The sequence below is a fragment of the Neobacillus niacini genome, from assembly GCF_048572935.1.
GTDB lineage: Bacteria > Bacillota > Bacilli > Bacillales > Cytobacillaceae > Neobacillus > Neobacillus niacini.
The window spans coordinates 731,999-757,500 of the sequence record NZ_CP183883.1; the positions used below are offsets into that span (position 1 = coordinate 731,999).

Below are 25,502 nucleotides of genomic sequence, written 5' to 3' on the forward strand. Positions count from 1 at the left end.
TAAGTCTTATTCCTTGGAACCAACCTTTTCAGATTCAAATGCTGCTGTTTCTGGAACAATGTTTAGTGTATCGACTTGTTGTAAGTCATCTTCATCTTCCATATCACGCATTTCAATTTCTTTTTCATCTCCAGATAGGATTTTTACATCCATACCAAGACTCTGAAGTTCTTTAATTAATACTTTGAATGATTCAGGAACACCTGGTTCCGGCACATTTTCACCTTTTACAATGGCTTCATATGTTTTCACACGACCCACAACGTCATCTGATTTTACTGTCAGAATTTCTTGTAGAGTATACGCGGCACCGTATGCTTCAAGTGCCCAAACCTCCATCTCACCGAAGCGCTGACCACCAAATTGCGCTTTACCGCCAAGTGGCTGCTGCGTAACAAGTGAGTATGGTCCAGTTGAACGAGCATGAAGCTTATCATCAACCATGTGCGCAAGTTTAATCATATACATGACACCGACAGACACACGATTATCAAAAGGCTCACCTGTACGTCCATCATATAGAACCGTTTTAGCATCATTCGCCATTCCAGCTTCTTCAATCGTTCCCCAAACATCTTCTTCACGGGCACCGTCGAATACTGGTGAAGCAACATGAATTCCAAGGGCTCTAGCAGCCATACCTAAGTGAAGCTCAAGCACCTGACCGATATTCATACGAGAAGGAACCCCTAACGGATTCAACATAATATCAACTGGAGTACCATCTGGTAAATATGGCATATCTTCCTCTGGTAATATACGAGAGATAACCCCTTTATTACCATGACGTCCTGCCATTTTATCTCCTTCGTGAATCTTACGCTTCTGAACAATATAAACACGTACAAGTTGATTTACACCTGGTGGCAGTTCATCGCCGTCTTCGCGATTAAAGACTTTAACATCAAGGACAATACCGCCGCCGCCATGTGGAACTCTTAGAGAAGTATCGCGCACTTCACGTGCTTTTTCTCCGAAGATTGCATGTAAAAGCCGTTCTTCTGCAGTAAGTTCTGTAACACCTTTAGGAGTTACTTTACCAACCAGTAAGTCACCATCTTTTACTTCCGCACCAGTACGGATAATTCCACGCTCATCTAAATTACGAAGGGCATCTTCCCCTACATTCGGAATGTCACGTGTAATTTCTTCTGGTCCAAGCTTTGTATCACGAGATTCTGACTCATATTCTTCAATATGAATAGAAGTATAAACATCATCTTTTACAAGACGTTCGCTCATAATGATCGCATCTTCATAGTTGTAGCCATCCCAGTTTACGAATGCAACTAAAACGTTACGGCCTAGAGCTAATTCTCCAAGTTCCATAGAAGGACCGTCTGCTAAAATCTCACCTTTTGTCACGTGGTCACCCACAGCAACAATTGGTCGTTGATTATAACAAGTTCCCTGATTAGAACGGATGAATTTCAACATTTTATATTTATCAAGGTCACCTTTAACTTCTTGACCATCGACTGTATTAATACGGCGCACCCAAACCTCACGGGCCTCCACATGCTCAACGATTCCTTCATGCTTACAGATAACGGCTGCTCCGGAGTCTTTCCCAGAAACATATTCCATACCTGTTCCAACTCTTGGTGCTTCCGGCTGTAATAACGGCACGGCTTGACGCTGCATGTTCGCTCCCATCAAGGCACGGTTCGAGTCATCATTTTCTAAGAACGGAATACAAGCTGTCGCTGCAGAAACTACCTGTTTAGGAGATACATCCATATAATCAATACGGTCGCGTTTTACAACTGTGTTTTCTCCACGGAAACGGGCAACAACGTCCTCATCAATGAAAGTACCGTCATCGCTAAGACGAGAGTTCGCCTGTGCTACAACATAGTTATCCTCTTCATCTGCCGTTAAGTAATCGATTCGGCCTGTAACTTTTCCAGTATCAGGATCAATTCGACGATATGGAGTTTCAATGAAACCAAAACGATTAACCTTTGCAAATGATGATAGTGAGTTGATCAAACCAATGTTTGGTCCCTCTGGCGTTTCAATCGGACACATACGGCCATAGTGGGAATAGTGAACGTCACGCACTTCAAATCCTGCGCGTTCACGTGTTAAACCACCAGGTCCTAATGCAGATAAACGACGCTTATGTGTTAATTCTGCAAGCGGGTTCGTTTGATCCATGAACTGCGATAACTGTGAGCTTCCGAAGAACTCTTTTATTGACGCAATAACTGGACGAATGTTAATTAACTGCTGTGGCGTGATGGTAGCAGTATCTTGAATAGACATTCTTTCACGAACAACACGTTCCATACGAGACAAACCAATACGGAATTGATTTTGCAGCAATTCTCCAACAGAACGAAGACGTCTGTTTCCTAAATGGTCAATATCGTCAGTATCGCCTACACCATGCAATAAGTTAAAGAAATAACTGATTGACGCAATGATATCAGCTGGTGTTATATTTTTAATAGGTTCAGCAACGTAAGCATTGCCCAACACATTGATTACTTTTTCACCATCGTCATTTGGTGCATAGATTTTAATGCCTTGAAGAATAATTTCTTCCTCTACTACACCGCCAACAGGATTAAAGCCCTTGAAGTTAATATCCTTTTCGAGAGCAGGAATAATCCGATCAAGGTTTCTACGGTCTAGAACTGTACCTTTTTCTGCAATAATTTCACCTGTCTCAGGATCAACAAGAGATTCAGCCAAGCGCTGGTTAAATAAACGATTTTTAATATGAAGCTTTTTGTTAATTTTATAACGGCCTACATTGGCTAAATCATATCTCTTTGGATCAAAGAATCTTGATACCAATAAGCTCTTTGCGTTATCTACAGTTGGAGGTTCACCTGGACGCAGGCGCTCATAAATTTCTAAAAGCGCTTTTTCTACTCCCTCAGTGTTGTCCTTTTCAAGAGTATTTCGAATGTACTCATTATCTCCAATCAATTCAATAATTTCTTGATCAGAGCCGAAGCCAAGTGCACGCAAAAGAACCGTAACGGGCAGTTTCCGAGTACGATCTATCCTCACATATACGACATCTTTGGCGTCAGTTTCATATTCCAGCCAAGCGCCGCGGTTCGGAATTACAGTAGCCGTAAATCCTTTTTTCCCATTTTTATCAAGTTTTCCACTAAAGTATACGCTCGGAGAACGTACTAACTGGGAAACGATAACACGTTCTGCCCCATTGATGACAAACGTACCCGTTTCAGTCATAAGTGGGAAATCACCCATAAAAACATCCTGATCTTTTACTTCGCCTGTTTCTTTGTTTACAAGACGTACTTTCACACGCAATGGTGCAGAATATGTAACGTCCCGCTCTTTCGATTCCGCAACAGAATACTTAGGTTCGCCAAGGCTGTAATCAATAAATTCAAGTGATAGGTTACCAGTAAAGTCTTCAATCGGTGAAATATCCTGGAACATTTCACGCAATCCCTCATCAAGAAACCATTGATATGAAGAGGTTTGGATTTCAATAAGATTTGGTAATTCTAAAACTTCACTGATTCGTGCGTAACTTCTTCGTTGGCGGTGTCGTCCATACTGAACTAGTTGACCTGTCAACTGATTCACCCCTCAAATCAAGCGTTTTTATAATGCATATATTTTGGTCTTATGTAAGGATAAGAAATCCCCCATCAGACAAAAAAAGAAAAAGGGTTTTTATTTCTTAAAAACCACATTTTCACATTTTGACTATTATTTTGTCATCATTTCCGTCTTAATTCATTTTTATACCATAAAAATAAGTATTTACAGGAATAAATCGGAAATTATTATGATGGCATTTTATAATGCTACCATACGTGACATTTTGAAGTCAACTATTTTACCGCTTTAATGATAAAATAACCTTTAGACTTGTCAACAGTCTCTACTGTGGTAAATAATTGATTTAATTTTTCAATCGCCGAAGGTGCTCCTTGCTTCTTTTGAATAACAACCCAAAGCTCGCCGCGGGTGACTAAATGTTCATGACTTTGTTCGAAGATATCATGTACCGTCTTTTTTCCCGCCCTGATTGGAGGATTTGTTAAGATAGCTGCAAATTCGTATCCCTTTACATTGATTAAAGTATCACTTTCGTAAATATCAACATTGTGTACCGAATTTTGCCCAGCATTAGCCTTAGCCAGTTCAATTGCCCGTACGTTCACATCAATCATATGTACTGTGCGATCCGGAAAATTTTTTGCAATCGAAAGACCAATGGGACCATAACCGCAGCCTACATCTAGAACAGGTCCTTCTACACTTGGTAATTCAAATGCTTCTATTAATAAACGAGAACCAAAATCTACTTCCTTCTTTGAAAATACTCCATTATCCGTTTTAAAGCGAAATAACTGATTCCTTAAGGTAAAGTCCCAAAACTTCGGATCACTTTCGACTTTTTGGGTGCGAGAATAGTAATGTTCAGACAATAAGCTCACCTCCTGAGGAGTGTTGATTAATGAGGTTACCCGAGGAAAAAATTAAATATCTAGCTGCAGCGCCAAAGCACTTCCGCTTTTACGATATCGAAAAAAAGCCCGCTTATACAGCGAGCTTTTCTATAAGGTTATTACTTAACTTCAACGTTAGCTCCAACTTCAGCAAGCTTAGCTTTAAGTTCTTCAGCTTCTTCTTTAGATACGCCTTCTTTAACAGGCTTTGGAGTGTTGTCAACAAGATCTTTTGCTTCTTTAAGACCAAGACCTGTGATTTCACGTACAACTTTGATAACCTTGATTTTTTGATCTCCAGCGCTAGCAAGGATTACATCAAATTCAGTTTGCTCTTCAACAGCAGCAGCACCAGCTCCGCCAACCATTGCTACAGGAGCAGCAGCAGTTACACCGAATTCTTCTTCGATTGCTTTTACTAGATCGTTAAGTTCTAAAACAGTCATAGATTTAACTGCTTCAATGATTTGTTCTTTAGTCATTTTAATTTTCCTCCTTAGTTTTCATTCCGTTATTTGTTAAGCGATAAGTTTTAACTTACGCGCCTTGTTCTTCTTTTTGTTCTGCAACTGCTTTTGTAGCAAGAGCAAGGTTGCGGATTGGAGCTTGTAGTACGCTGAGTAGCATAGAAAGCAAGCCTTCGCGTGAAGGTAGTTCTGCAAGTGCTTTAACCTCTTCAACTGTTGCTACGTTGCCTTCGATTACACCAGCTTTAATTTCAAGTGCATCATGCTTTTTAGCAAAGTCATTAAGAATTTTTGCAGGTGCTACTACATCTTCTGTACTGAACGCAATAGCGTTCGGACCAGTCAATGCTGCGTTTAACTCTGAAAGTTCAGCTGCATCAGCTGCACGACGAGTCATAGAGTTTTTGTAAACTTTGAAGTCGACACCAGCTTCACGAAGTTGCTTACGAAGTTCAGTAACTTCAGCAACAGTTAGCCCGCGGTAGTCAACTACGATTGTTGAAACACTAGCTTTTAACTTAGCTGTAATTTCATCAACGATTTGAACTTTTTGTTGGATTGCGCTGCTCATCTTTACACCTCCTGTAGATTCTCTACATTTATACCAGGCAAAGTAAAACCTCCATATCAAGAGTCAGACATGGAGGTGCATACAATAGCCGAAGATTTCAGCCAATTCTATCGCATTACCTCGGCAGGAAATTAAGCTCTAAAGAGCACCTGCTGTCTTCAGTACAAATGTTTTATTTAAACAACAAAATAGATTATATAAAATGTATCTATATTTGTCAATTGGTAATAAATTACTTAGCTGAAGCAGTTGAAGGGTCAACCTTCACACCAGGTCCCATTGTTGAAGTAACAGTTACGTTCTTCATATATGTTCCCTTTGCAGCTGCAGGCTTAACTTTTAACATTGTTTCGAATACAGTATTGAAGTTCTCAACAAGTTTTTCGTTTTCGAAAGATGATTTTCCGATTGGCACGTGGATATTTCCAGCTTTGTCAACACGGTACTCAACTTTACCTGCTTTGATTTCATTGATTGCACGAGTTACATCAAATGTAACAGTTCCAGTTTTAGGGTTTGGCATTAAACCTTTTGGTCCTAATGTACGTCCAAGTTTACCAACTTCACCCATCATGTCAGGAGTTGCTACGATTACGTCAAAATCAAACCAACCTTGTTGGATTTTGTTGATGTATTCTGCATCGCCAACATAATCTGCACCAGCAGCTTCTGCTTCTTTCACTTTTTCACCCTTAGCGAAAACTAATACGCGTTGAGTCTTACCAGTTCCATTCGGAAGCACTACTGCACCACGAATTTGTTGGTCAGCTTTCTTAGGGTCTACGCCTAAACGGAATGCAACTTCTAATGTCGCATCAAATTTAGCGAAGTTTGTTTTCTTTGCAAGTTCAATTGCTTCAGTAACTGGGTAAGCTTTTGTGTTATCAACAAGCTTAGCAGCTTCTAAATACTTCTTACCTTTTTTAGCCATTTTTATTTCCTCCTAGATTGTGGTTTTAACGGAATAACCTTTTGCAGGAATTACCTCCCACGAATAAAGGTTGCGTAAGTAACGCAACCCCCTTCATTACAAAAAACAGTTTACATGGATTAGTCTTCGATAACGATACCCATGCTGCGAGCAGTACCTTCAACCATGCGCATTGCTGCTTCAACGCTTGCTGCGTTTAGGTCAGGCATTTTCTGTTCCGCAATCTCGCGTACTGTATTACGCTTAACTGTTGCTACCTTATTACGGTTAGGCTGGCCAGAACCAGACTGAATTCCAGCTGCTACTTTCAAAAGAACTGCAGCAGGAGGAGTTTTCGTAATAAATGTAAATGAACGGTCTTCAAATACCGTAATTTCAACAGGAATGATTAATCCAGCTTGATCTGCTGTACGAGCGTTAAATTCTTTACAGAATCCCATGATGTTAACACCGGCTTGACCTAGTGCAGGTCCAACTGGTGGTGCAGGATTCGCTTTCCCAGCAGGGATTTGTAATTTAACAACTTTAATTACTTTTTTAGCCACGAGACACACCTCCTTAAAGTCCGTGATGTGGTAATAGGGTTTACACCCTCCCACTCAGGTATCTGTCTTTATATAAAGATAAAGATCTTAGCAAAAGTCTTTGTCTCATTAAGAGACATACTGACCTATGAAATATTACCACTTTTTAAAAATGATTTCAAGTTTTTTTGAAATTACTATTAATTTTTCTTAAAATTATAGCTTATCAATCTGCGTAAATTCTAGTTCTACCGGGGTGTCACGACCAAACATGTTAACAAGAACTTTAAGCTTCGATTTGTCTTTATCCATTTCTTCAACTGTTCCTGTGAAATTCGTAAATGGACCTTCTTTCACTCGAACAGTTTCACCAATTTCATAGTTAACATCGATTCGTTTCTCATCCACACCCATGCGTTTTAGAATTCCGACAACTTCATCAGGCAGAAGTGGCGTTGGTTTCGATCCTGCTCCTGATGAACCAACAAATCCAGTTACACCTGGTGTATTACGCACTACATACCATGAGTCGTCTGTCATGACGATTTCAACAAGCACATAGCCAGGGAATACTTTCTTTTTAACTACTTTCTTTTTACCATTTTTAATCTCTGTTTCTTCTTCTTCTGGTACAACTACACGGAATATTTTATCCGTCATACCCATTGATTCAACACGTTTTTCTAAGTTTGCTTTTACTTTATTCTCATAACCTGAGTAAGTATGTAATACATACCAATTCTTTTCCATTCAAGAGGACTAAACGTCCATCCCTCCCCGTACTTTATAATAATGCTGTTGATTTGCGCTCCGGGCACTTCGCGCACCTTAAGGCGTTGCGGTGAGCCTCCTCGGCGCGAGCGCCTGTGGGGTCTCACCTGCTCTGTACTCCTGCAGGAGTCTTCGTGCCTTCCGCACAAATCAACAGCGTGGCAATATCAAGACTTGCTGTAAAATATTTTTTAGACAAATGAAAAAACCCGTTAAACGGGCTTTAGATAAAATTTCCTGTATTATTTACCATTATACCATGAAATTCGTTTTATTATTCAATAATAAAACGAATCAATTTTGAAATACCTAAATCTAGGACAGCAAAAAACGCTGCGAAGAAAGCAACTGTTGAGAAAACTGTAATGGTATAGCGTGTTAGTTCTTTGCGTTTTGGCCAACTAACTTTTCTCATTTCACGGAAAATGTCACTGAAGAATTTCTTTAAGCGCTGCATATCTATAACCCTCCAACTGTCGGAATAACATTGCTAGTATAGATTAATATTATTTTGTTTCTTTGTGGATTGTATGGGAGGCGCATGTTTTGCAATACTTTTTTAATTCCAATCGTTCTGATTGCAACTGATTTGCATGGGTCGAATAATTACGCGAACCACATTCAACACATGCCAGAATAATCTTTTTACTCATCATTAAACACCTTCATCATCCATCTAATATATCTTTAAAAATGTAACATGACCCCTAATTATTGTCAACAACATGTGTTAGCGGATTCATACAATTGTCATCGATTCCACAATTAAAGACTAAATTCCCTTATTTCTAAATAGCGCTCTAATTTCCTTTTCACTCGCTGAAGGGCATTATCGATGGATTTTACATGACGGTTCAGCTCTTCTGATATTTCTTGGTACGATTGTCCATCTAGATACAGTGCCAAAACCTTTCGTTCTAGGTCGCTTAATAATTCTGTCATTTTTACTTCAATATGATCAAATTCTTCTTGGTTAATAATCAATTCTTCTGGATCAAGAACCTTTGCACCAGAAAGAACGTCCATAAGGGTCCGGTCCGATTCTTCATCGTAAATAGGCTTGTCCAATGATACATAGGAATTTAACGGTATATGCTTTTGCCTTGTTGCAGTTTTAATAGCGGTAATAATTTGTCTAGTGATACACAACTCTGCAAACGCTTTAAAAGATGTGAGCTTGTCCTCGCGAAAATCGCGAATTGCCTTATATAGCCCAATCATTCCCTCTTGTACTATATCTTCCTTATCTGCACCGATTAGGAAGTAGGATCTTGCCTTTGCACGTACAAAATTACGATATTTGTGGATCAAATAATCAAGTGCCTCACTATTCCCTTGGTGCACTAGATCAACAATTTCCTCGTCTTCCATTGAAAAAAATAGCTCGTTGCTTTTTTCCCCGAAGTCTGTACCCAATTTAAGATCCCCCTCCACCGAACAAGCATAGATAGTATTATTATACTGCCCGTAACTTTTGAACGTCAACGCTTACTTTTGTCCTCTGCGCCACTTTTCAAAAATTTCTGCCACTTCGCTGCTAATCGGTATTTTTGAGACTGGTCTTTTTTCTTGAATTTTTTTTACCTTTTTTTCGATTCCTTTTTCAACCGAGGACATCTCGATAAGCAATTCCCGTGCAGATTTTCTTAGAGCGCCTTGTCCAAAAATTGCCCATTGCTCTGTATAATCGGAAGTAGCCACATGTATTTGAGTCCTTCGGTTGTTTAAAGAAATCGCCAGCTTTTCAATTCGCTCATCCGCTGTTTCGTTTTCTTTTGTAAAAATAACCTCTACCTTATGATTCTTATATTTCTTCTCAGTCCCCTGGACATAGTAGGCATCAAAGACAACAATCACGCGATAGCCAGAGAAAGCTTGGTATTCTGCCATCCTTTCTACCAAACGGTCCCTAGCCGCAGGCAAATCATGATCCCTTAACGCCCTTAACTCCGGCCAAGCCCCGATTATGTTATATCCATCGACAAGCAAAATATCCATAACTATCCCTCTAGAGGATGCCGCCTGCGGTATACCTCATACATTAATAACGCGGCTGCTACAGACGCATTTAATGATGTTACCTTTCCAGCCATCGGCAGGTTGATAAGGAAGTCACATTTATCTCTAACCAGACGCCCCATCCCTTTTCCTTCACTTCCAATCACAAGACCGATTGGCATTGTTCCATCAAATTGGCGATAATCTTGCTTTCCACTCGCGTCCGTACCAGCTATCCAAATACCGCGCTCCTTTAATTCATCTATCGTGCGCGCCATATTGGTAACACGTACAACCGGGATATGTTCAATTGCACCTGTTGAGGCCTTTGCAACGGTTGCTGTTAATCCAACCGCTCTTCTTTTTGGAATAATAATTCCATGGGCTCCCACTGCGTCAGCGGTTCTCATGATAGAACCTAAATTATGAGGGTCCTCAATTTCATCTAGTAACAAGAAGAAGGGGGCTTCATTTTTCTTTTCTGCAGCTGCAAATAAATCGTCCATTTCTGCATATTGATAAGCAGCTACATAGGCAAGAACTCCTTGATGGTTTTCATCGGATATCTGATCGATTTTTTTCTTTGGGACAAATTGAACAATTACATTAGCCTCTTTTGCTAGTTGAATTAATTGCTGCATTTGACCACGCTGTGAGGACTCTGCAATCAAGATCTTATTGATATCCCTTTCTGATCTCAGAGCCTCCATTACAGGATTTTTTCCAATGATGTAATCCTTATTTTCGTTCATTCGCTAGTTCCTCCTTTCTTTCTTCAACAAACTCAAAGGACTTTACGATAAGTTCTTCTAATCGTTCCGTTTTCTCTGTTAAATATAAAAAACCAATTAATGCTTCAAATGCGGTGCTATAATGGTAGGTTTGGACATCTGTGTTTTTAGGTACAGTGCCCGATTTAGCATTTCTCCCGCGCTTGACCACCGCCAGCTCCTCCTCTGACAGGAGACTTTCATCCATCATCCGAAATAGTACCTGGCATTGAGCCTTTGCGGAAACGTATGTCGTTCCCTCTCGGTGTAGATGATTTGGCTTAACCTTGCCGCTTTGCAGGAGGTGACGTCTGACATATGTCTCATATACAGCGTCACCCATATAAGCTAAGGCAAGACTATTCAATTGATTGGCATTTACTTTTTCTTGATAATCAAGCATGGATTAGCCTCTTTTCCATCTCGTACCTTGCGGCGTATCTTCTAAAATAATATTCATTTCCTTTAATTGATCTCTTATTTGATCAGATAGCTGAAAATTACGGTCTTTTCGTGCCTGAATTCTTTTTTCAATTAACGCGTCAATTTCTTCATCTAGCAATTCTGTTGTTTCAAGCGTCAAACCTAAAACATTAAATAACTCATTAAATTGTGCGGTGAATTTATCAATTACTTCTACCGCTGTGTTTTTTTCTAATAAGTAGTAATTAGCCAGCTTTGATAGATCAAATAAAACGGAAATTGCTTTTGCTGTGTTGAAATCATCGTCCATCGCTTTTATAAACTCATTCTCTATTACATCTATCTTCTCGAGCCATTCTTGATTATTGTTTGTTAAATTTGTACTGGATTCCTTGCGATGTTGTAAATTTTGGTAAGAAGTTGTTAAGCGTTCAAAGGCTGCCTTTGTGCTGTCTAACAACTCTTCACTGTAATTAATTGGGTTTCGGTAATGAACAGAAAGCATAAAAAATCTTAAAACTTGCGGATTATGCTTTTTGATAATGTCATGTACTAGAACAAAATTTCCGAGTGATTTAGACATTTTTTCATTATCGATATTAATATATCCATTATGCATCCAATACCGGGCAAAAGTTTTTCCGGAAAGTGCCTCTGATTGGGCTATTTCATTTTCATGATGAGGGAACGTTAAATCTTGTCCGCCTGCATGAATATCGATTGTTTCCCCTAGGTATTTTTTTGCCATTGCCGAGCACTCAATATGCCAGCCTGGGCGTCCAATACCCCATGGACTTTCCCAAAAGATTTCCCCTTCTTTTGCCGCTTTCCATAAGGCAAAGTCCATATCATCTTGTTTCTTTTCACCAACTTCAATTCGGGCTCCAACCTGCAAGTCATCAATTGATTGATGGGAAAGCTTGCCATAATCATCAAATTTTCTTGTCCGGAAATATACATCCCCTTCTGACTCATAAGCGAAACCTTTTTTAATAAGCTGGTCAATAAATTCAATGATAATATCCATATTTTCCATTACGCGTGGATGAATATCCGCCTTTTTGCAGCCTAATGCCGTTACATCTTCAAAATAAGCTTGGATGAAACGGTCTGCGATGGATGGAACATCCTCTCCAAGCTGATTCGCAGCACGTATTAATTTATCGTCTACGTCTGTAAAGTTGGAAACATATTGGATGTCATAGCCCCGGTATTCAAAATAACGGCGGACGGTATCAAAAACAATCGCCGGACGAGCATTGCCGATATGAATATAATTATAGACAGTCGGACCACAAACATACATTTTTACCTTTCCTTCTTCGAGCGGGATAAAGGTTTCTTTCTTACGGGTTAGAGTATTATACAGTTGTATGGTCATTCACTTTATTCCTTTCTTTCTTTAATTCAATTAATTCTTGCTGCAATTCAGTTAGTTCGACTTGCAAATCTTTGATTCGATCCGCAATAGGATCGGGAAGGTTACAATGGTCTAAATCCTTGCCAATTCGTTTGCCATCTTGAATCACTACCCTTCCTGGGACCCCAACAACTGTGGAATTCGGCGGTACTTCTTTTAATACAACCGATCCTGCGCCAATTTTAGAATTTTCACCAATGGTGATAGATCCCAGCACCTTTGCACCTGTTGCAATTAAAGCATTATCCTTAATGGTTGGATGACGTTTCCCTTTCTCTTTCCCAGTTCCCCCAAGTGTTACGCCTTGAAATACCGTTACATTATCACCAATTTCACAGGTCTCTCCAATCACAACTCCCATACCGTGATCAATAAATAATCTCCTGCCTATTTTTGCACCTGGATGAATTTCAATACCTGTGAAAAAGCGACTAATTTGAGAAATGACCCGTGCAAGGAAATAAAACTTTCTTTTGAAAAATGCATGTGCAATTCGGTGTGCCCAAATTGCATGTAAGCCTGAATACGTTAAGATTACTTCTAAATAACTTCTTGCTGCAGGATCTTGTTCAAAAATAACCTCAATATCCTCCTTCATCCTTTTGAACATTTTCTCATTTCCCCCTTAATTGTAATGAAGCTTCTGTCTAAAATAATCCCCATGCTCTTCAAATAAATAAAAAAACGCGTCTCTGTCTTAACGACAGAGACGCGTTTGGCGTGGTTCCACTCTGATTAGACCGGTAAGCTTATAGATGTACAGCTTACATTGGTCTCACTCTACCTGTTAACGGAAAGGTTCCGCCCATATTTACACAAGATTTTCATCTTTTCAAAATGGGACTCAGAGGTGCATTTTCAAACATGAGAGGCTTAGACCACTTTCAGCCGGTGATGGTCTTCTCTTTAAAGCATCATACCTTACTTTTCCTCATCTACACTTTTTCATATAGAAAGATTATTTCTTTTACTATATTACATTTTGTCGCTAATGTTAACCAATAATTTTTTGAATTCTATTTAAAACTTTTCCTTTTCCTAAAAGTTCAATCGTTTGAGGTAAATCTGGACCATGAGTTTGACCGGAAACAGCAGCACGGATTGGCATAAACAGATTTTTACCCTTTTGGCCGGTGGATTTTTGAACGGCCTTCATCGCAGCCTTAATTTCGTCTGCTTTAAAGTTATCCATCTTGTCAAGCTCCACAGAAAATGCCTTAAGTACTTCTGGAACTGTCTCGCCTGATAATACTTCCTTGGCGTCTTCTTCGTATTCAGCTTCATCTTTAAAGAACATATCGGAAAGTTCAACAATCTCTGCACCGTAGCTCATTTTTTCCTGTAAAAGTGCAACTAAACCTTTTACCCATTGTTGTTCCTCTCCAGTCAAGTTCTCACCTAAACGTCCAGCTTTCACTAAATGCGGCATAGATACTTCTAGAACTCGATCAACATCTATCTTCTTCATATATTGGTTGTTCATCCATGTTAGCTTATTGGTATCAAATAAAGCCGGTGACTTCGATAGGCGATTTGCATCGAAGATTTCAATAAATTGCTCTTTAGAGTATAGTTCCTCTTCGCCCGCTGGAGACCAACCTAGTAACGTAATAAAGTTAAACAAAGCCTCCGGCAAATAGCCTAATTCTTCATATTGTTCGATAAACTGAATAATGGATTCATCTCGTTTACTTAATTTCTTTCTACTCTCATTCACAATTAGTGTCATGTGACCAAAAATCGGCGGTTCCCAGCCTAATGCTTCATAAACCATAAGCTGCTTAGGAGTGTTAGATATATGGTCGTCACCTCGTAGTACATGCGAAATTTTCATTAGATAATCATCAACGGTTACTGCAAAATTATAAGTTGGTGTTCCGTCCTTTTTAATGATAACCCAATCGCCCATTCCTTCAGATTCAAAGGATACAGTTCCTTTTACCATGTCATCAAAGGTGTAAGTTTTTCCTTCCGGTACCATTATTCTAATGCTTGGCTCGCGTCCTTCACTTTCTAATTTTGCGCGTTCCTCAGCTGTTAAATGGCGGCACTTTCCTGAATAATGAGGAGTTTCTCCTCTCTCCATCTGCTCTTCCCGCTCTGCTTCAATTTCTGCCTCTGTACAGTAGCATTTATAGGCATGGCCATTTTCTAATAATTGATTATAATAGGTTTGATAAATATCATTTCTTTCAGACTGCCGGTAAGGTCCATATTCGCCGCCGACATCGACACTTTCGTCCCAATCCATCCCTAACCATTTAAGATATTTTAATTGGCTTTCTTCCCCGCCGGCAATATTCCGCTTTTTATCTGTATCCTCAATACGGATAATAAATTTGCCGCCTTGACTGCGTGCAAACAAATAATTAAATAATGCAGTACGGGCATTTCCAATATGTAAATGTCCAGTCGGACTTGGAGCATACCTTACACGAACTTCATTTGACATTATTATGCCTCCATATAACATTGATTTCTTATATCTGATTTATTTTACCATTGTAGATTTCAGCAATAAAGACTATATGTTAACCTTTTTTAACAAAACGACTGCTTGTGAAGCAATTCCTTCACCGCGGCCTGTAAAGCCTAACTTCTCTGTTGTTGTTGCCTTTACATTAATTTGTTCGGGAGAAGCGTTTAATAATTCAGCTATTCTCTCTTTCATTGGCTGTATATAAGGTGCCATTTTGGGTTTTTGTGCAATAATTGTACAGTCTGCATTAACAAGTTCATAGCCTCTATCTTTTACGAGCTGCCATACTTGCTCCATAAGTTTAGCCGAATCTGCATCCTTAAAGTTTGGATCTGTATCCGGAAAATGCTTGCCAATGTCCCCTTCACCAATCGCCCCAAGACAAGCATCCGAGATGGTATGTAATAATACATCTGCATCAGAATGACCAAGCAATCCTTTTTCATAGGGAATGGTAATTCCGCCTATAATCAACGGCCGACCCTCGGTTAATTGGTGCACATCAAAACCTTGTCCAATACGAAACATTTTAAAAACTCCCTTGTCTTTTCTCTAGTATTGCTTTTGCAAAAAATAAATCCTCGATGGTGGTAAGCTTGATATTATCATAATCTCCTTCCACCATTGTGACTGGATGAGAAATTCGTTCTACCAAACTAGAATCATCCGTACCAATAAAGTGATCCTTCTCTGCCTGTTCATAGGCTTTAAAAAGAACAGAAAAACGAAAAGCTTGTGGGGTTTGAACAGCCCACAAGCTGGATCTTTCAACAGTTGCCATGACCACATGATTCCCTACTGTTTTCATGGTATCCTTTGCTGGTACTCCAATAATTGCTGCACCTGTTTCTTGTGCTGTATCTAGTAATCGGTGAATATGCTCCTTAAGAATAAAAGGCCGAGCGGCATCATGAACAAGAATAATTCCATCATTCTTCACAGTTTTCAATGCATTATAAATGCTATCCTGACGTTCCTTTCCACCGGGAACTAAATCCAGCACCTTCTTCACCTTATACTTATTTAACAGATTTTTAAACTCCTCGGTATCGAGCGGGTTAACAGCTAAAATTATTCCGTCACATAACTCATCTTCATCAAAGACCTTTAAAGTATGAATTAATACAGGCATATTATTTAGTTCTAATAAAAGCTTGTTTTTCCCTGCCCCCATCCTCTTCCCCTGACCAGCGGCCGGAATAATGACTTGATAAGCCATAATAAATCTCCATTCTATTCTTTCTGTCTATTGATCCGTAAATTATAATGCCTTTTCCAATAATTTTGGTTTTGCAAAAATCATTCTACCTGCAGAGGTTTGAAGCACACTCGTTACAAGAACATCGATTCTTTTTCCGATATATTCTCGTCCCTCTTCCACCACAATCATTGTGCCGTCATCAAGATATGCTACACCTTGGTGATATTCTTTACCATCTTTGATTACCTGTACTGATAACTCTTCCCCAGGCAGCACTACTGGTTTTACGGCATTGGCTAAATCATTAATATTTAATACAGAAACGTTCTGTAATTCACATACCTTATTAAGATTAAAATCGTTCGTAACAAGCATTCCACTTGTAATCTTCGCTAGTTTTACAAGCTTACTGTCCACTTCTTGAATTTCATCAAAATCACCTTCATAAATCTCAACTTTTATCGCTAGTTCCTTTTGAATGCGATTTAGAATATCTAAGCCTCGTCTTCCACGGTTTCGCTTTAACACGTCTGATGAATCAGCAATATGCTGTAATTCCTCAAGTACAAAGCGAGGAATTACTATTGTTCCTTCTAGGAATCCGGTTTGACAAATATCCGCAACACGGCCGTCAATAATGACACTCGTATCTAAGATTTTCAATGATTGTCCCTCTGACTTTTCAGTGTCGTCTTCCCCTGATTTCTTCTTTCCACGGCTGCCAAAGAGATTTAACAGCTCATCCCTTTTCTTAAATCCAACCTGAAAGCCAAGGTATCCAAATAATAATGTCAGCAAAATAGGAGCGACAGCATTAAGAATAGGTACTTGAACTGCATTTAGAGCAAAACCGATTAAAAAGGCTACCAATAAGCCAAAAATTAATCCTAAACTGCCAAAAATCACGTCTGTTACCGGGATTTTTACCAGTGAGTCTTCAGCCCATTTAATAAACTCTAGTACATAATCTACTGCCCAAAAAGTAATAAGATAAAAAATAATTGCACCTATAATAGCCGCGGCATACGAGTTACTGATTATTGGAATGTCATCAAAATTAATTACTTTTAACAATTGTGGGATCAATAATATTCCAAGCGTACCACCAGTTATAAGAAAGCATGCTTGAACAATACGTTTTAACATTCCTTCACCTCCTCTACTCATTATAAACATATTCCCAAAAATGAAACCTTCGTTTAATGATTATTTTGGTCAAAGTGTGAATTTTAAATCATGAAAGTTACTTTTCTATAGTAAAAAATATTTTTCAATTCATAGGGTAGCACTGGAAAAATGCCCTGTCAAACAAACGTAAATTGTACACTTTACTCGTAAGGTAAGCTACAAATGCCGCTCTGTATATAATCTCTCTTTAATTAATCGTAAGCCTTCCTTGATTTTTTTTGCACGGATTTCACCAATTCCTTCTACATCATCTAATTCTTCAACCGAGGCTGATATAATATTTGAAAACTCACCGAAGCTAGATATAATGTTTTCAATTATTACAACGGGAAGACGGGGAATTTTATTTAGAATCCGATATCCACGAGGATGCTTGCTTTCATCAAGAGGAGTATATCCTTGATACCCCATTAGTTTTAGTATTGCCATATCATCTAATGTCCCATTACTAGTTAACACTTGCATTCGTTTAAGAACATCTCTCGACTTGATTTCTCTATCAAGGGCATAGTCCTTAATAATCAGGGCTGTCTCTTCTTCCAAATCTGTCAATATTTCATTCATTTGCAAGCGAATGAGCCTGCCTTCTGTTCCCAATTCATTCAAGTAAGTAATGAGTTCATTTTTAATTCTTAGTACCATCTCAAACCGATGGAGAACGAGTAAGAAATCGTTATATGTAACCGATTCTTCGAACTCTAAAATACTTAGACCGGCAATGCTCCGCTCAAGGACTGCTTTATACTTTTCCAGCATTTGAATCGCCTGATTTGCCTTGGTCAATATGACAGAAATATCTTTAAGGGCGTAACGGAAGTTTCCTTGATATAAGGTTATGACATTTCTTCTTTGAGATATAGCAATAACAAGTGCCTTTGTTTGCCTGGCTACTCGTTCAGCGGTGCGGTGGCGCATACCGGTCTCCGAAGCAGGTATTTCGGAATCAGGAACAAGCTGGGCATTGGCAATAAGAATAGTATTCCCTAATTCATTTAAGATAATTGCACCATCCATTTTGGCTAGCTCATAAAGATAACTTGGTGAAAAAGGACAATTAATTTGAAAACCGCCATCTACGATACCTTTAACTTTATCATTGTAACCAACAACAATAAGTCCTCCAGTATTTGCTCTTAATACATTATCAATACCTTCACGAATAGGTGTACCTGGGGCAATAAACTGTAAAACTTCACTAACAGTTTGTTCACCCAGCTTTTTATTCTCCATGTTCTACACCCCTAACACTGCTTTTAAAGCTTCTGCTACAGTCGAAACCCCGATTAGTTCCACACCTTTCGGACCCTGCCAGCCGCTCAAATTATTGGCAGGCAGAATAACCCGTTCGAACCCTAACTTTGCAGCTTCCTGAACACGCTGTTCAATTCTCGAGACTCTTCGCACCTCTCCTGTTAACCCAACCTCTCCTATAATACAGTCCGTTGCCCTCGTAGGTTTATCACGAAAGCTTGAGGCGATACTTACAACGATCGCTAAATCGATGGCTGGTTCATCTAGCTTCACGCCTCCTGCGACCTTTAGATAGGCATCTTGATTCTGAAGAAGCATTCCCATCCGCTTCTCTAAAACTGCCATTAATAATGGAACACGATTATGGTCAATCCCTGTTGCCATTCTTCTTGGGTTTCCAAAGCTTGTCGGAGATATTAAAGCCTGAATTTCGACAAGTACAGGACGTGTCCCTTCCATTGAAGCAACGACAGTGGAGCCTGCTGCGCCTTGCGACCTCTCTTCAAGGAATATTTCCGATGGATTTGCAACCTCATCCAGTCCAAATTCCTTCATTTCAAAAATACCCATTTCATTGGTTGATCCAAAACGGTTTTTTACAGCACGTAAAATACGATATGTATGGTGCCTTTCCCCTTCGAAGTAGAGAACAGTATCTACCATATGCTCGAGCAGCCTTGGTCCAGCTATGGACCCTTCTTTTGTTACATGACCAACAATAAAGATAGCAATGCCCTTTGTTTTCCCAATCCTCATTAATTCTGATGTACATTCACGAACTTGTGAGACGCTCCCTGGTGCCGACGTTACTTCCGGATGGAAAACCGTCTGAATGGAATCAATAATCACAAAACTTGGATTTGTATTTTCAATCGTTCGACTAATTTCATCTAGATTGGTCTCAGCATACACGAGAAGATTTTCAGATTTAATTCCCAGTCTTTCAGCTCGAAGCTTTGTTTGCCTCAGCGATTCCTCGCCTGATATGTATAAGACCTGATTGCCTTTATTCGCAAGTTGAGAGGATACCTGTAAAAGGAGAGTTGATTTACCGATGCCAGGGTCACCACCGATTAGAACTAGTGATCCTTTAACCACTCCACCGCCTAAGACTCGATTAAGTTCATTTAAATCGGTAAGAATTCTCGGTTCTGACAAGGATTCAATGGCAGTAATAGGCGTTGGTTTAGCTGCCAATGTTGAGACCCCTTGAGAATGAGCGAAGGCGCCCCTTCTATTTCCGCCAGTTACCTCAACTTCCTCCACCATTTTGTTCCATTCTCCGCAGCCTGGGCATTTTCCTAACCATTTAGGAGATTCATACCCACACTCCTGACACATGAACTTCGTTTTTCGTTTGACCATATCTATCTACTCCTGACTCTAAATAGAAAAAGAGGTACACGGTCGAGACTTATAACGTGTACCCCTTTTAGTTGCTCCAAATAGTATCGAATCTGGTTATTTAGTTAGAGTCGTTTTTTCTGCCGTTCTAACTAAGAATTCACCATTATCAACATCAATTATAACATGCTGCCCTGTTAATACTGTACCTTTTAACAGTTCTTCAGAGAGGCGGTCTTCAATATGTTTTTGAATAGCTCTGCGTAATGGACGGGCACCGTATTCAGGATCATAACCCTCGATAGATATTTTGTCTTTTGCTGCATCGGTTAACTCTAAAGAAATATGCTGCTCTTTTAATCGTTTTACAAGCTGGTCAGATAAAAGGGTAACAATTTCTCCAAGATGCTTTTTCTCTAAAGCATGGAAGACAATGATTTCATCAATACGGTTTATGAATTCTGGACGGAAGGCCTTTTTCAATTCTTCCATTACTTTACCCTTCATGTCCTTATAATCCTGGTCTCCATCTTGAATATTAAAGCCCACATATTTGTTGCGTTTTAGTGCTTCTGCACCAACGTTGGAAGTCATAATCAGAACCGTATTACGGAAGTCAACCGTTCTTCCTTTAGAATCCGTTAAGCGGCCATCTTCAAGAACTTGCAGTAAGATATTGAACACATCTGGGTGTGCCTTTTCAATTTCATCAAGCAAGATAACTGAGTATGGCTTTCTACGAACCTTTTCCGTTAATTGACCGCCTTCTTCATAACCCACATATCCCGGAGGTGAGCCCACCAAGCGAGAAGTAGAATGCTTCTCCATGTATTCTGACATATCAATCCGAATCATGGCATCTTCATCACCAAACATTGCCTCAGCAAGTGCTCGTGCCAACTCGGTTTTACCTACACCAGTAGGGCCAAGGAAAACAAAAGAACCGATAGGGCGTTTTGGATCCTTTAAGCCTGCCCTAGCCCGACGAACTGCTTTAGAAACGGCCTTAACAGCTTCCTCCTGACCAATCACACGGGAATGCAGGAGTTCCTCTAAATTAAGTAATTTAGCCGTTTCTGTTTCAGCTAGCTTGGAGACAGGTATTCCCGTCCAGCTTGAAACAACACTTGCAATATCCTCAACAGTGACCTCACTGTTTTCTTTACCTTGCTTTTCTTTCCATGTTTTCTTCGTTTCTTCAAGCTGCTCACGCAGACGTTGTTCTGTATCTCGTAAGGATGCTGCTTTTTCAAACTCTTGGCTTTGAACAGCAGAATCTTTCTCCTTACGAACTTCATCAAGCTTTACTTCTAATTCTTTCAAATTTGGCGGTGTTGTGTAAGAACGTAATCGAACCTTAGATCCTGCTTCATCAATTAAGTCAATTGCTTTATCTGGCAGGAATCGATCAGAAATGTAGCGGTCAGATAGCTTTACTGCAGCTTCAATTGCCTCATCTGTAATCGATACACGGTGATGGGCTTCATAACGATCACGAAGACCCTCTAGTATACGAATGGACTCTTCAGCCGTTGGTTCATCAACACGAATTGGCTGGAAGCGGCGTTCTAATGCAGCATCCTTTTCAATATATTTTCGGTATTCATCCAGTGTCGTTGCACCTATACATTGGAGTTCTCCACGTGCCAGAGAAGGTTTTAGAATGTTAGAAGCATCAATCGCTCCTTCTGCTCCACCAGCTCCAATTAACGTGTGTAATTCATCAATAAAGAGAATAATGTTGCCTGCTTGGCGTATTTCATCCATTACTTTTTTCAAACGGTCCTCAAATTCACCGCGATATTTGGTACCAGCTACTACGGTACCCATATCCAGCGTCATAACCCGCTTGTCACGAAGAATTTCAGGTACTTCATTATTTACGATTTGCTGTGCAAGTCCTTCAGCGATAGCGGTTTTACCTACTCCTGGTTCACCGATTAACACAGGGTTATTTTTTGTACGGCGGCTCAATACTTCAATTACCCGCTGGATCTCCTTGCTTCTTCCGATTACAGGATCCAAACTTCCTTCTCTCGCGATGGCTGTTAAATCTCTAGCAAGGCTGTCAAGGGTCGGGGTATTGGCACTTACTGATGCTCCTCCCTGATGACCGCCTGATTCATTACTGCCTAGTAATTGTAATACCTGTTGACGTGCTTTATTTAGGCTAACTCCAAGATTATTAAGAACTCTTGCAGCAACTCCCTCACCTTCTCGGATTAAACCGAGTAAGATATGCTCTGTTCCAACATAAGAATGTCCTAGTTTTCTAGCTTCATCCATCGATAATTCAATTACCTTTTTCGCCCGTGGTGTGTAGTGGATCGTTTGGGATGCTTCCTGGCCTTTCCCGATTAACGATTCCACTTCTTTTTGAATTTTTTCTGAACCTAATCCAAGCCCATAAAGCGCCTTAGCGGCAATGCCTTCTCCCTCACGGACTAAACCTAATAAAATATGCTCAGTTCCAATATTGTTGTGACCCAGTCTAATTGCTTCCTCTTGCGCTAAAGCTAAAACCTTTTGAGCTCTCTCAGTAAAACGGCCGAACATCATATTCCATTCCTCCTCACCTTTTATCTTGCTCCATTTTTAATCGTTCTCGAATTAATGCTGCTCGTCGGATATCTCTTTCATTTGCTCTTAAATGCCCGCCTGCATACTGCTGCAGGAAACCAGGCTGGGTTAGAATCATTAATTCATTTAATATATTCTTAGGAAGATGATTAATGTATCCCATATCAATTCCTAGGCGGACATCAGAAAGGCATTTTGCAGCCTCTTTTGTTTCAATAATTCTACAATTGGATAACACACCATAAGAACGAAACACTCTATCTTCTAATTGTATGTTTGAAGTTTTCCGTAATGCTTCACGAGCGGACCTTTCTTGTGAAATTAACTGACTTACAACACCCTTAAGGTCGCGGCAAATATCTTCCTCAGATTTTCCTAGAGTAATTTGGTTGGAAATTTGAAATATATTTCCAAGCGCTTCACTCCCTTCGCCATAAATCCCCCTTACTACTAATCCCAGTTGATTTATTGCAGGAATAATTCGATTGATTTGCTGTGTTAACATCAATCCTGGTAAGTGCATCATGACTGAAGCGCGAAGACCTGTTCCCACGTTTGTAGGGCAGCTGGTAAGATAGCCATGCTTCTCATCGAATCCAAAGTGAATGTGACTTTCCAGCCAATCATCTACTTCATTTGCTGCCTCCAATGCCTCGGTTAGTTGCAGCCCAGGAAACAAACATTGAATACGAATGTGATCCTCTTCATTTATCATAATACTAACTTCTTCATTTTCGGTTAATAGAACGGCGCCATATGGTGCGTCTTCTGCTAAATTAGGACTTATCAGGTGCTTTTCTACTAATACCCTTTTTTGAAGAGGCTGGATGTCATCAATTTTTAGTAATTCCATTTTCCCAAACTTTGTAAAGTTAGACTCACTCAGGATTTCTTCCATTTTCAAAATAATCGATTGTGCTTCTTCATGGGAAAATAGTGTTGGAAATTTAAAGTTCTCAAAGTTTCGGGCTAAACGGATTCGGGAACTAAGGACAATATCTGAATCAGGTCCCTCCTCGCTCATCCACGAGCTGACTGCTTGATTAATAAAACGTTCAAGCGACACGTTATTCCCCTCCCTTACTACTGCCAGGTAATTCTTTTTCGAGTGAGCGAATTTCATCTCGAATCTTAGCTGCTTCCTCAAATTCCTCTTGTTTAATCAGCTCTTTTAGTTCATTTTTAAGACTTTCAACTTGCTTTTTAAGGTGTATTCCTCCACCAATTCTCTTTGGAATTTTACCACTGTGTGTCCCATTTCCACTGTGAAGTCTCCTTAAGACCGGTGGAAGCTGTTCCTTAAATGTTTCATAGCAATGGGCACATCCGAAACGACCCACTTTAATGAATTGTGGAAATGTCATTGAACATCTATTACACTGAAGTACTTCTTCTTGATGAAACGTATTTTGATTTTGTTTTTGAACAGTAGGATCAATATTTAATAGACCCGCTAATAGGTTATTAAAAGTAAAGCCTGATCCCCCAGTAAACATAAACATCTCGCCCTTTTCTTGGGCACATTTTTCACAAAGGTTTACCTCGGTTTTTTCCCCGTTGATGATTTTTGTAAAATGCAGTGCAGCAGGCCGTTGATTACATTCCTGGCAAATCATTTTATTTCACCTCTCTAGCTGATATAGATTATTTATATTTCAATGATGTTAACATCGCTTTCAACATTCGTGCACGTAATTCGTCTCGGAATGGAAGATCAATATAAAGGACTGAACGGTCAATAACACTTAACATTATTTTTGCCTCTCGTTTTGTAATTATCTCCTCATGGACTAGTCTGTAAATTACATCTTCCGCAGTCGTTTGTGCGATTCGCTTATCAATGAGTGACAGCAAATGATCAATTAGGTCGACTAAATCATGGGATTGAACCTTCATGATTCGGATATATCCGCCTCCCCCACGTTTACTTTCTACGATATACCCTCGTTCAATGGTAAAGCGCGTATTAATAACATAATTGATTTGTGATGGTACACATTGAAATTTATCCGCTATCTCGCTGCGTTTAATTTCTACATGTTCCTGTTCACTCATTTCTAATACTTGTTTTAGATACTTTTCAATAATATCGGAGATGTTTCTCATCTTCCCACCTCCTTCTTCTGACTTTGACTATATTTGACATTAATTATACTGAAAATTTTATGTAGTTGCAAACAAACTGCTACTAATGATTTTCTCCATATTTCGCAGATGTGAAACCTGTATGGATTGATTAATTTGTTTTTAGGTAATTGGTATTGGTTTAGGTTGTTGCGATGAAATTAGTTTGAGGTAATTAGTGTCTTTTTGGAGTAAGTGGTAGGTTTAATTTTTTCGTTACCGTTTTTTATAAAAAGTAGGATTATGGACATGAATAAGGGCTATTCGTTACCATTTTTGTAAATAGTTGAGCCGCATGGTAACGATTGCTCTCTATTCGTTACCAGTTTCTATAAAAGTAGACCAGTGCGGGCAAGATTTCCTAATCTTCTTCTTAACACTGCCGAACAATACAAAAAAGCACAACCCTTATCAGGTTGTGCTTCATGTGCCTGGCAACGTCCTACTCTCACAGGGACAAAGTCCCAACTACCATCGGCGCTGAGAAGCTTAACTTCCGTGTTCGGTATGGGAACGGGTGTGACCTTCTCGCCATTATTACCAGACTGTTTTTGAGGTATCATTCCCTCAAAACTAGATAATCAGAAGAAGTGTGTAAAAACGAGTTCACCTTAAAATTGGTTAAGTCCTCGAACGATTAGTATCAGTCAGCTCCACACGTTACCGCGCTTCCACCTCTGACCTATCAACCTGATCATCTTTCAGGGTTCTTACTAGCTTGACGCTATGGGAAATCTCATCTTGAGGGGGGCTTCATGCTTAGATGCTTTCAGCACTTATCCCGTCCGCACATAGCTACCCAGCGATGCCTTTGGCAAGACAACTGGTACACCAGCGGTGCGTCCATCCCGGTCCTCTCGTACTAAGGACAGCTCCTCTCAAATTTCCTGCGCCCACGACGGATAGGGACCGAACTGTCTCACGACGTTCTGAACCCAGCTCGCGTACCGCTTTAATGGGCGAACAGCCCAACCCTTGGGACCGACTACAGCCCCAGGATGCGATGAGCCGA

General features: G+C 39.8%; 25 protein-coding genes, 2 rRNA genes and 1 other annotated feature (1 of these 28 cut by a window edge). All 27 genes read right to left on the minus strand.

Annotated features, from left to right (window positions below; all coding sequences use genetic code 11):
• Nucleotides 1-6 precede the first annotated feature (6 nt).
• Nucleotides 7-3,567 (minus strand): DNA-directed RNA polymerase subunit beta, encoded by a 3,561-nt coding sequence (rpoB, locus tag ACN6MT_RS03450; protein ID WP_034676054.1) that lies wholly within the window; start codon nucleotides 3,565-3,567, stop codon nucleotides 7-9.
• Nucleotides 3,568-3,827: 260 nt separating this feature from the next.
• Nucleotides 3,828-4,427: a class I SAM-dependent methyltransferase gene (locus ACN6MT_RS03455; RefSeq protein WP_419954797.1), complete on the minus strand. Its 600-nt coding sequence runs from the start codon at nucleotides 4,425-4,427 to the stop codon at nucleotides 3,828-3,830.
• A gap of 140 nt (nucleotides 4,428-4,567) precedes the next feature.
• Entirely contained in the window at nucleotides 4,568-4,930 is a 363-nt protein-coding gene (gene rplL / locus ACN6MT_RS03460; RefSeq protein WP_034676050.1) for a 50S ribosomal protein L7/L12, read from the minus strand.
• A gap of 55 nt (nucleotides 4,931-4,985) precedes the next feature.
• A complete protein-coding gene (rplJ, locus tag ACN6MT_RS03465; RefSeq protein WP_034676047.1) occupies nucleotides 4,986-5,486 on the minus strand; it encodes a 50S ribosomal protein L10 in 501 nt (166 codons plus the stop codon).
• A gap of 33 nt (nucleotides 5,487-5,519) precedes the next feature.
• Nucleotides 5,520-5,666: a sequence feature (ribosomal protein L10 leader region), on the minus strand.
• A gap of 52 nt (nucleotides 5,667-5,718) precedes the next feature.
• Nucleotides 5,719-6,417 (minus strand): 50S ribosomal protein L1, encoded by a 699-nt coding sequence (gene rplA, locus ACN6MT_RS03470; RefSeq protein WP_034676044.1) that lies wholly within the window; start codon nucleotides 6,415-6,417, stop codon nucleotides 5,719-5,721.
• Nucleotides 6,418-6,536: 119 nt separating this feature from the next.
• Nucleotides 6,537-6,962 carry a 50S ribosomal protein L11 gene (gene rplK, locus ACN6MT_RS03475; RefSeq protein WP_192654866.1) on the minus strand — a complete coding sequence of 142 codons (426 nt, stop codon included), beginning with the start codon at nucleotides 6,960-6,962 and terminating at the stop codon, nucleotides 6,537-6,539.
• Between the two features lie 195 nt (nucleotides 6,963-7,157).
• Nucleotides 7,158-7,691: a transcription termination/antitermination protein NusG gene (gene nusG / locus ACN6MT_RS03480; protein WP_419954798.1), complete on the minus strand. Its 534-nt coding sequence runs from the start codon at nucleotides 7,689-7,691 to the stop codon at nucleotides 7,158-7,160.
• 295 nt (nucleotides 7,692-7,986) lie between these two features.
• Nucleotides 7,987-8,169 carry a preprotein translocase subunit SecE gene (gene secE / locus ACN6MT_RS03485; RefSeq protein ID WP_034676034.1) on the minus strand — a complete coding sequence of 61 codons (183 nt, stop codon included), beginning with the start codon at nucleotides 8,167-8,169 and terminating at the stop codon, nucleotides 7,987-7,989.
• Between the two features lie 49 nt (nucleotides 8,170-8,218).
• The gene (gene rpmG, locus ACN6MT_RS03490; protein ID WP_082799595.1) at nucleotides 8,219-8,365 is read right to left on the minus strand and encodes a 50S ribosomal protein L33; all 147 of its coding nucleotides are present in this window, start codon (nucleotides 8,363-8,365) and stop codon (nucleotides 8,219-8,221) included.
• A 112-nt stretch (nucleotides 8,366-8,477) separates the two neighbouring features.
• A complete protein-coding gene (sigH, locus tag ACN6MT_RS03495; RefSeq protein ID WP_052106397.1) occupies nucleotides 8,478-9,083 on the minus strand; it encodes an RNA polymerase sporulation sigma factor SigH in 606 nt (201 codons plus the stop codon).
• Between the two features lie 117 nt (nucleotides 9,084-9,200).
• Nucleotides 9,201-9,710 (minus strand): NYN domain-containing protein, encoded by a 510-nt coding sequence (locus ACN6MT_RS03500; protein WP_034676028.1) that lies wholly within the window; start codon nucleotides 9,708-9,710, stop codon nucleotides 9,201-9,203.
• A gap of 2 nt (nucleotides 9,711-9,712) precedes the next feature.
• On the minus strand, nucleotides 9,713-10,462 hold the full coding sequence (gene rlmB, locus ACN6MT_RS03505; RefSeq protein ID WP_034676025.1) for a 23S rRNA (guanosine(2251)-2'-O)-methyltransferase RlmB: 750 nt from the start codon (nucleotides 10,460-10,462) through the stop codon (nucleotides 9,713-9,715).
• On the minus strand, nucleotides 10,449-10,883 hold the full coding sequence (locus tag ACN6MT_RS03510) for a Mini-ribonuclease 3 (RefSeq protein ID WP_034676022.1): 435 nt from the start codon (nucleotides 10,881-10,883) through the stop codon (nucleotides 10,449-10,451). The genes rlmB and ACN6MT_RS03510 overlap by 14 nt, the downstream gene beginning before the upstream one ends.
• A gap of 3 nt (nucleotides 10,884-10,886) precedes the next feature.
• Nucleotides 10,887-12,284, minus strand: a complete 1,398-nt coding sequence (gene cysS, locus ACN6MT_RS03515) for a cysteine--tRNA ligase (RefSeq protein ID WP_034676021.1) — start codon at nucleotides 12,282-12,284, stop codon at nucleotides 10,887-10,889.
• Nucleotides 12,265-12,933 (minus strand): serine O-acetyltransferase, encoded by a 669-nt coding sequence (gene cysE / locus ACN6MT_RS03520; RefSeq protein ID WP_419954799.1) that lies wholly within the window; start codon nucleotides 12,931-12,933, stop codon nucleotides 12,265-12,267. The genes cysS and cysE overlap by 20 nt, the downstream gene beginning before the upstream one ends.
• A gap of 384 nt (nucleotides 12,934-13,317) precedes the next feature.
• Complete coding sequence (gene gltX, locus ACN6MT_RS03525; protein WP_419954800.1) at nucleotides 13,318-14,775, minus strand: glutamate--tRNA ligase; 1,458 nt, start codon at nucleotides 14,773-14,775, stop codon at nucleotides 13,318-13,320.
• Between the two features lie 72 nt (nucleotides 14,776-14,847).
• The gene (ispF, locus tag ACN6MT_RS03530) at nucleotides 14,848-15,330 is read right to left on the minus strand and encodes a 2-C-methyl-D-erythritol 2,4-cyclodiphosphate synthase (protein ID WP_034676014.1); all 483 of its coding nucleotides are present in this window, start codon (nucleotides 15,328-15,330) and stop codon (nucleotides 14,848-14,850) included.
• Nucleotide 15,331: 1 nt separating this feature from the next.
• On the minus strand, nucleotides 15,332-16,021 hold the full coding sequence (ispD, locus tag ACN6MT_RS03535) for a 2-C-methyl-D-erythritol 4-phosphate cytidylyltransferase (protein WP_419954801.1): 690 nt from the start codon (nucleotides 16,019-16,021) through the stop codon (nucleotides 15,332-15,334).
• A gap of 42 nt (nucleotides 16,022-16,063) precedes the next feature.
• A complete protein-coding gene (locus ACN6MT_RS03540) occupies nucleotides 16,064-17,149 on the minus strand; it encodes a PIN/TRAM domain-containing protein (protein ID WP_419954802.1) in 1,086 nt (361 codons plus the stop codon).
• Nucleotides 17,150-17,347: 198 nt separating this feature from the next.
• Nucleotides 17,348-18,421 (minus strand): DNA integrity scanning diadenylate cyclase DisA, encoded by a 1,074-nt coding sequence (gene disA, locus ACN6MT_RS03545; RefSeq protein ID WP_419954803.1) that lies wholly within the window; start codon nucleotides 18,419-18,421, stop codon nucleotides 17,348-17,350.
• A 3-nt stretch (nucleotides 18,422-18,424) separates the two neighbouring features.
• On the minus strand, nucleotides 18,425-19,807 hold the full coding sequence (gene radA / locus ACN6MT_RS03550; RefSeq protein WP_034676005.1) for a DNA repair protein RadA: 1,383 nt from the start codon (nucleotides 19,805-19,807) through the stop codon (nucleotides 18,425-18,427).
• A 96-nt stretch (nucleotides 19,808-19,903) separates the two neighbouring features.
• On the minus strand, nucleotides 19,904-22,345 hold the full coding sequence (clpC, locus tag ACN6MT_RS03555; protein ID WP_034676002.1) for an ATP-dependent protease ATP-binding subunit ClpC: 2,442 nt from the start codon (nucleotides 22,343-22,345) through the stop codon (nucleotides 19,904-19,906).
• A gap of 13 nt (nucleotides 22,346-22,358) precedes the next feature.
• The gene (locus ACN6MT_RS03560) at nucleotides 22,359-23,432 is read right to left on the minus strand and encodes a protein arginine kinase (protein ID WP_419954804.1); all 1,074 of its coding nucleotides are present in this window, start codon (nucleotides 23,430-23,432) and stop codon (nucleotides 22,359-22,361) included.
• 1 nt (nucleotide 23,433) lies between these two features.
• Nucleotides 23,434-23,982 carry a UvrB/UvrC motif-containing protein gene (locus ACN6MT_RS03565; RefSeq protein ID WP_034675995.1) on the minus strand — a complete coding sequence of 183 codons (549 nt, stop codon included), beginning with the start codon at nucleotides 23,980-23,982 and terminating at the stop codon, nucleotides 23,434-23,436.
• Nucleotides 23,983-24,010: 28 nt separating this feature from the next.
• Nucleotides 24,011-24,472, minus strand: a complete 462-nt coding sequence (locus ACN6MT_RS03570) for a CtsR family transcriptional regulator (protein WP_034675992.1) — start codon at nucleotides 24,470-24,472, stop codon at nucleotides 24,011-24,013.
• A 447-nt stretch (nucleotides 24,473-24,919) separates the two neighbouring features.
• Nucleotides 24,920-25,035 (minus strand): 5S ribosomal RNA (gene rrf / locus ACN6MT_RS03575).
• Nucleotides 25,036-25,107: 72 nt separating this feature from the next.
• Nucleotides 25,108-25,502: ribosomal RNA gene (locus ACN6MT_RS03580) — 23S ribosomal RNA — on the minus strand (it continues 2,542 nt past the right edge of the window).

Bases quoted from the DNA above. Each gene is read 5' to 3' on its own strand.
- rplL (WP_034676050.1), bottom strand. From the start codon at position 4,930: ATGACTAAAGAACAAATCATTGAAGCAGTTAAATCTATGACTGTTTTA.
- rplJ (WP_034676047.1), bottom strand. From the start codon at position 5,486: ATGAGCAGCGCAATCCAACAAAAAGTTCAAATCGTTGATGAAATTACA.
- rplA (WP_034676044.1), bottom strand. From the start codon at position 6,417: ATGGCTAAAAAAGGTAAGAAGTATTTAGAAGCTGCTAAGCTTGTTGAT.
- nusG (WP_419954798.1), bottom strand. From the start codon at position 7,691: ATGGAAAAGAATTGGTATGTATTACATACTTACTCAGGTTATGAGAAT.
- secE (WP_034676034.1), bottom strand. From the start codon at position 8,169: ATGCAGCGCTTAAAGAAATTCTTCAGTGACATTTTCCGTGAAATGAGA.
- rpmG (WP_082799595.1), bottom strand. From the start codon at position 8,365: ATGAGTAAAAAGATTATTCTGGCATGTGTTGAATGTGGTTCGCGTAAT.
- sigH (WP_052106397.1), bottom strand. From the start codon at position 9,083: ATGGAAGACGAGGAAATTGTTGATCTAGTGCACCAAGGGAATAGTGAG.
- ACN6MT_RS03500 (WP_034676028.1), bottom strand. From the start codon at position 9,710: ATGGATATTTTGCTTGTCGATGGATATAACATAATCGGGGCTTGGCCG.
- rlmB (WP_034676025.1), bottom strand. From the start codon at position 10,462: ATGAACGAAAATAAGGATTACATCATTGGAAAAAATCCTGTAATGGAG.
- ACN6MT_RS03510 (WP_034676022.1), bottom strand. From the start codon at position 10,883: ATGCTTGATTATCAAGAAAAAGTAAATGCCAATCAATTGAATAGTCTT.
- cysS (WP_034676021.1), bottom strand. From the start codon at position 12,284: ATGACCATACAACTGTATAATACTCTAACCCGTAAGAAAGAAACCTTT.
- cysE (WP_419954799.1), bottom strand. From the start codon at position 12,933: ATGTTCAAAAGGATGAAGGAGGATATTGAGGTTATTTTTGAACAAGAT.
- gltX (WP_419954800.1), bottom strand. From the start codon at position 14,775: ATGTCAAATGAAGTTCGTGTAAGGTATGCTCCAAGTCCGACTGGACAT.
- ispF (WP_034676014.1), bottom strand. From the start codon at position 15,330: ATGTTTCGTATTGGACAAGGTTTTGATGTGCACCAATTAACCGAGGGT.
- ispD (WP_419954801.1), bottom strand. From the start codon at position 16,021: ATGGCTTATCAAGTCATTATTCCGGCCGCTGGTCAGGGGAAGAGGATG.
- ACN6MT_RS03540 (WP_419954802.1), bottom strand. From the start codon at position 17,149: ATGTTAAAACGTATTGTTCAAGCATGCTTTCTTATAACTGGTGGTACG.
- disA (WP_419954803.1), bottom strand. From the start codon at position 18,421: ATGGAGAATAAAAAGCTGGGTGAACAAACTGTTAGTGAAGTTTTACAG.
- radA (WP_034676005.1), bottom strand. From the start codon at position 19,807: ATGGTCAAACGAAAAACGAAGTTCATGTGTCAGGAGTGTGGGTATGAA.
- clpC (WP_034676002.1), bottom strand. From the start codon at position 22,345: ATGATGTTCGGCCGTTTTACTGAGAGAGCTCAAAAGGTTTTAGCTTTA.
- ACN6MT_RS03565 (WP_034675995.1), bottom strand. From the start codon at position 23,982: ATGATTTGCCAGGAATGTAATCAACGGCCTGCTGCACTGCATTTTACA.
- ACN6MT_RS03570 (WP_034675992.1), bottom strand. From the start codon at position 24,472: ATGAGAAACATCTCCGATATTATTGAAAAGTATCTAAAACAAGTATTA.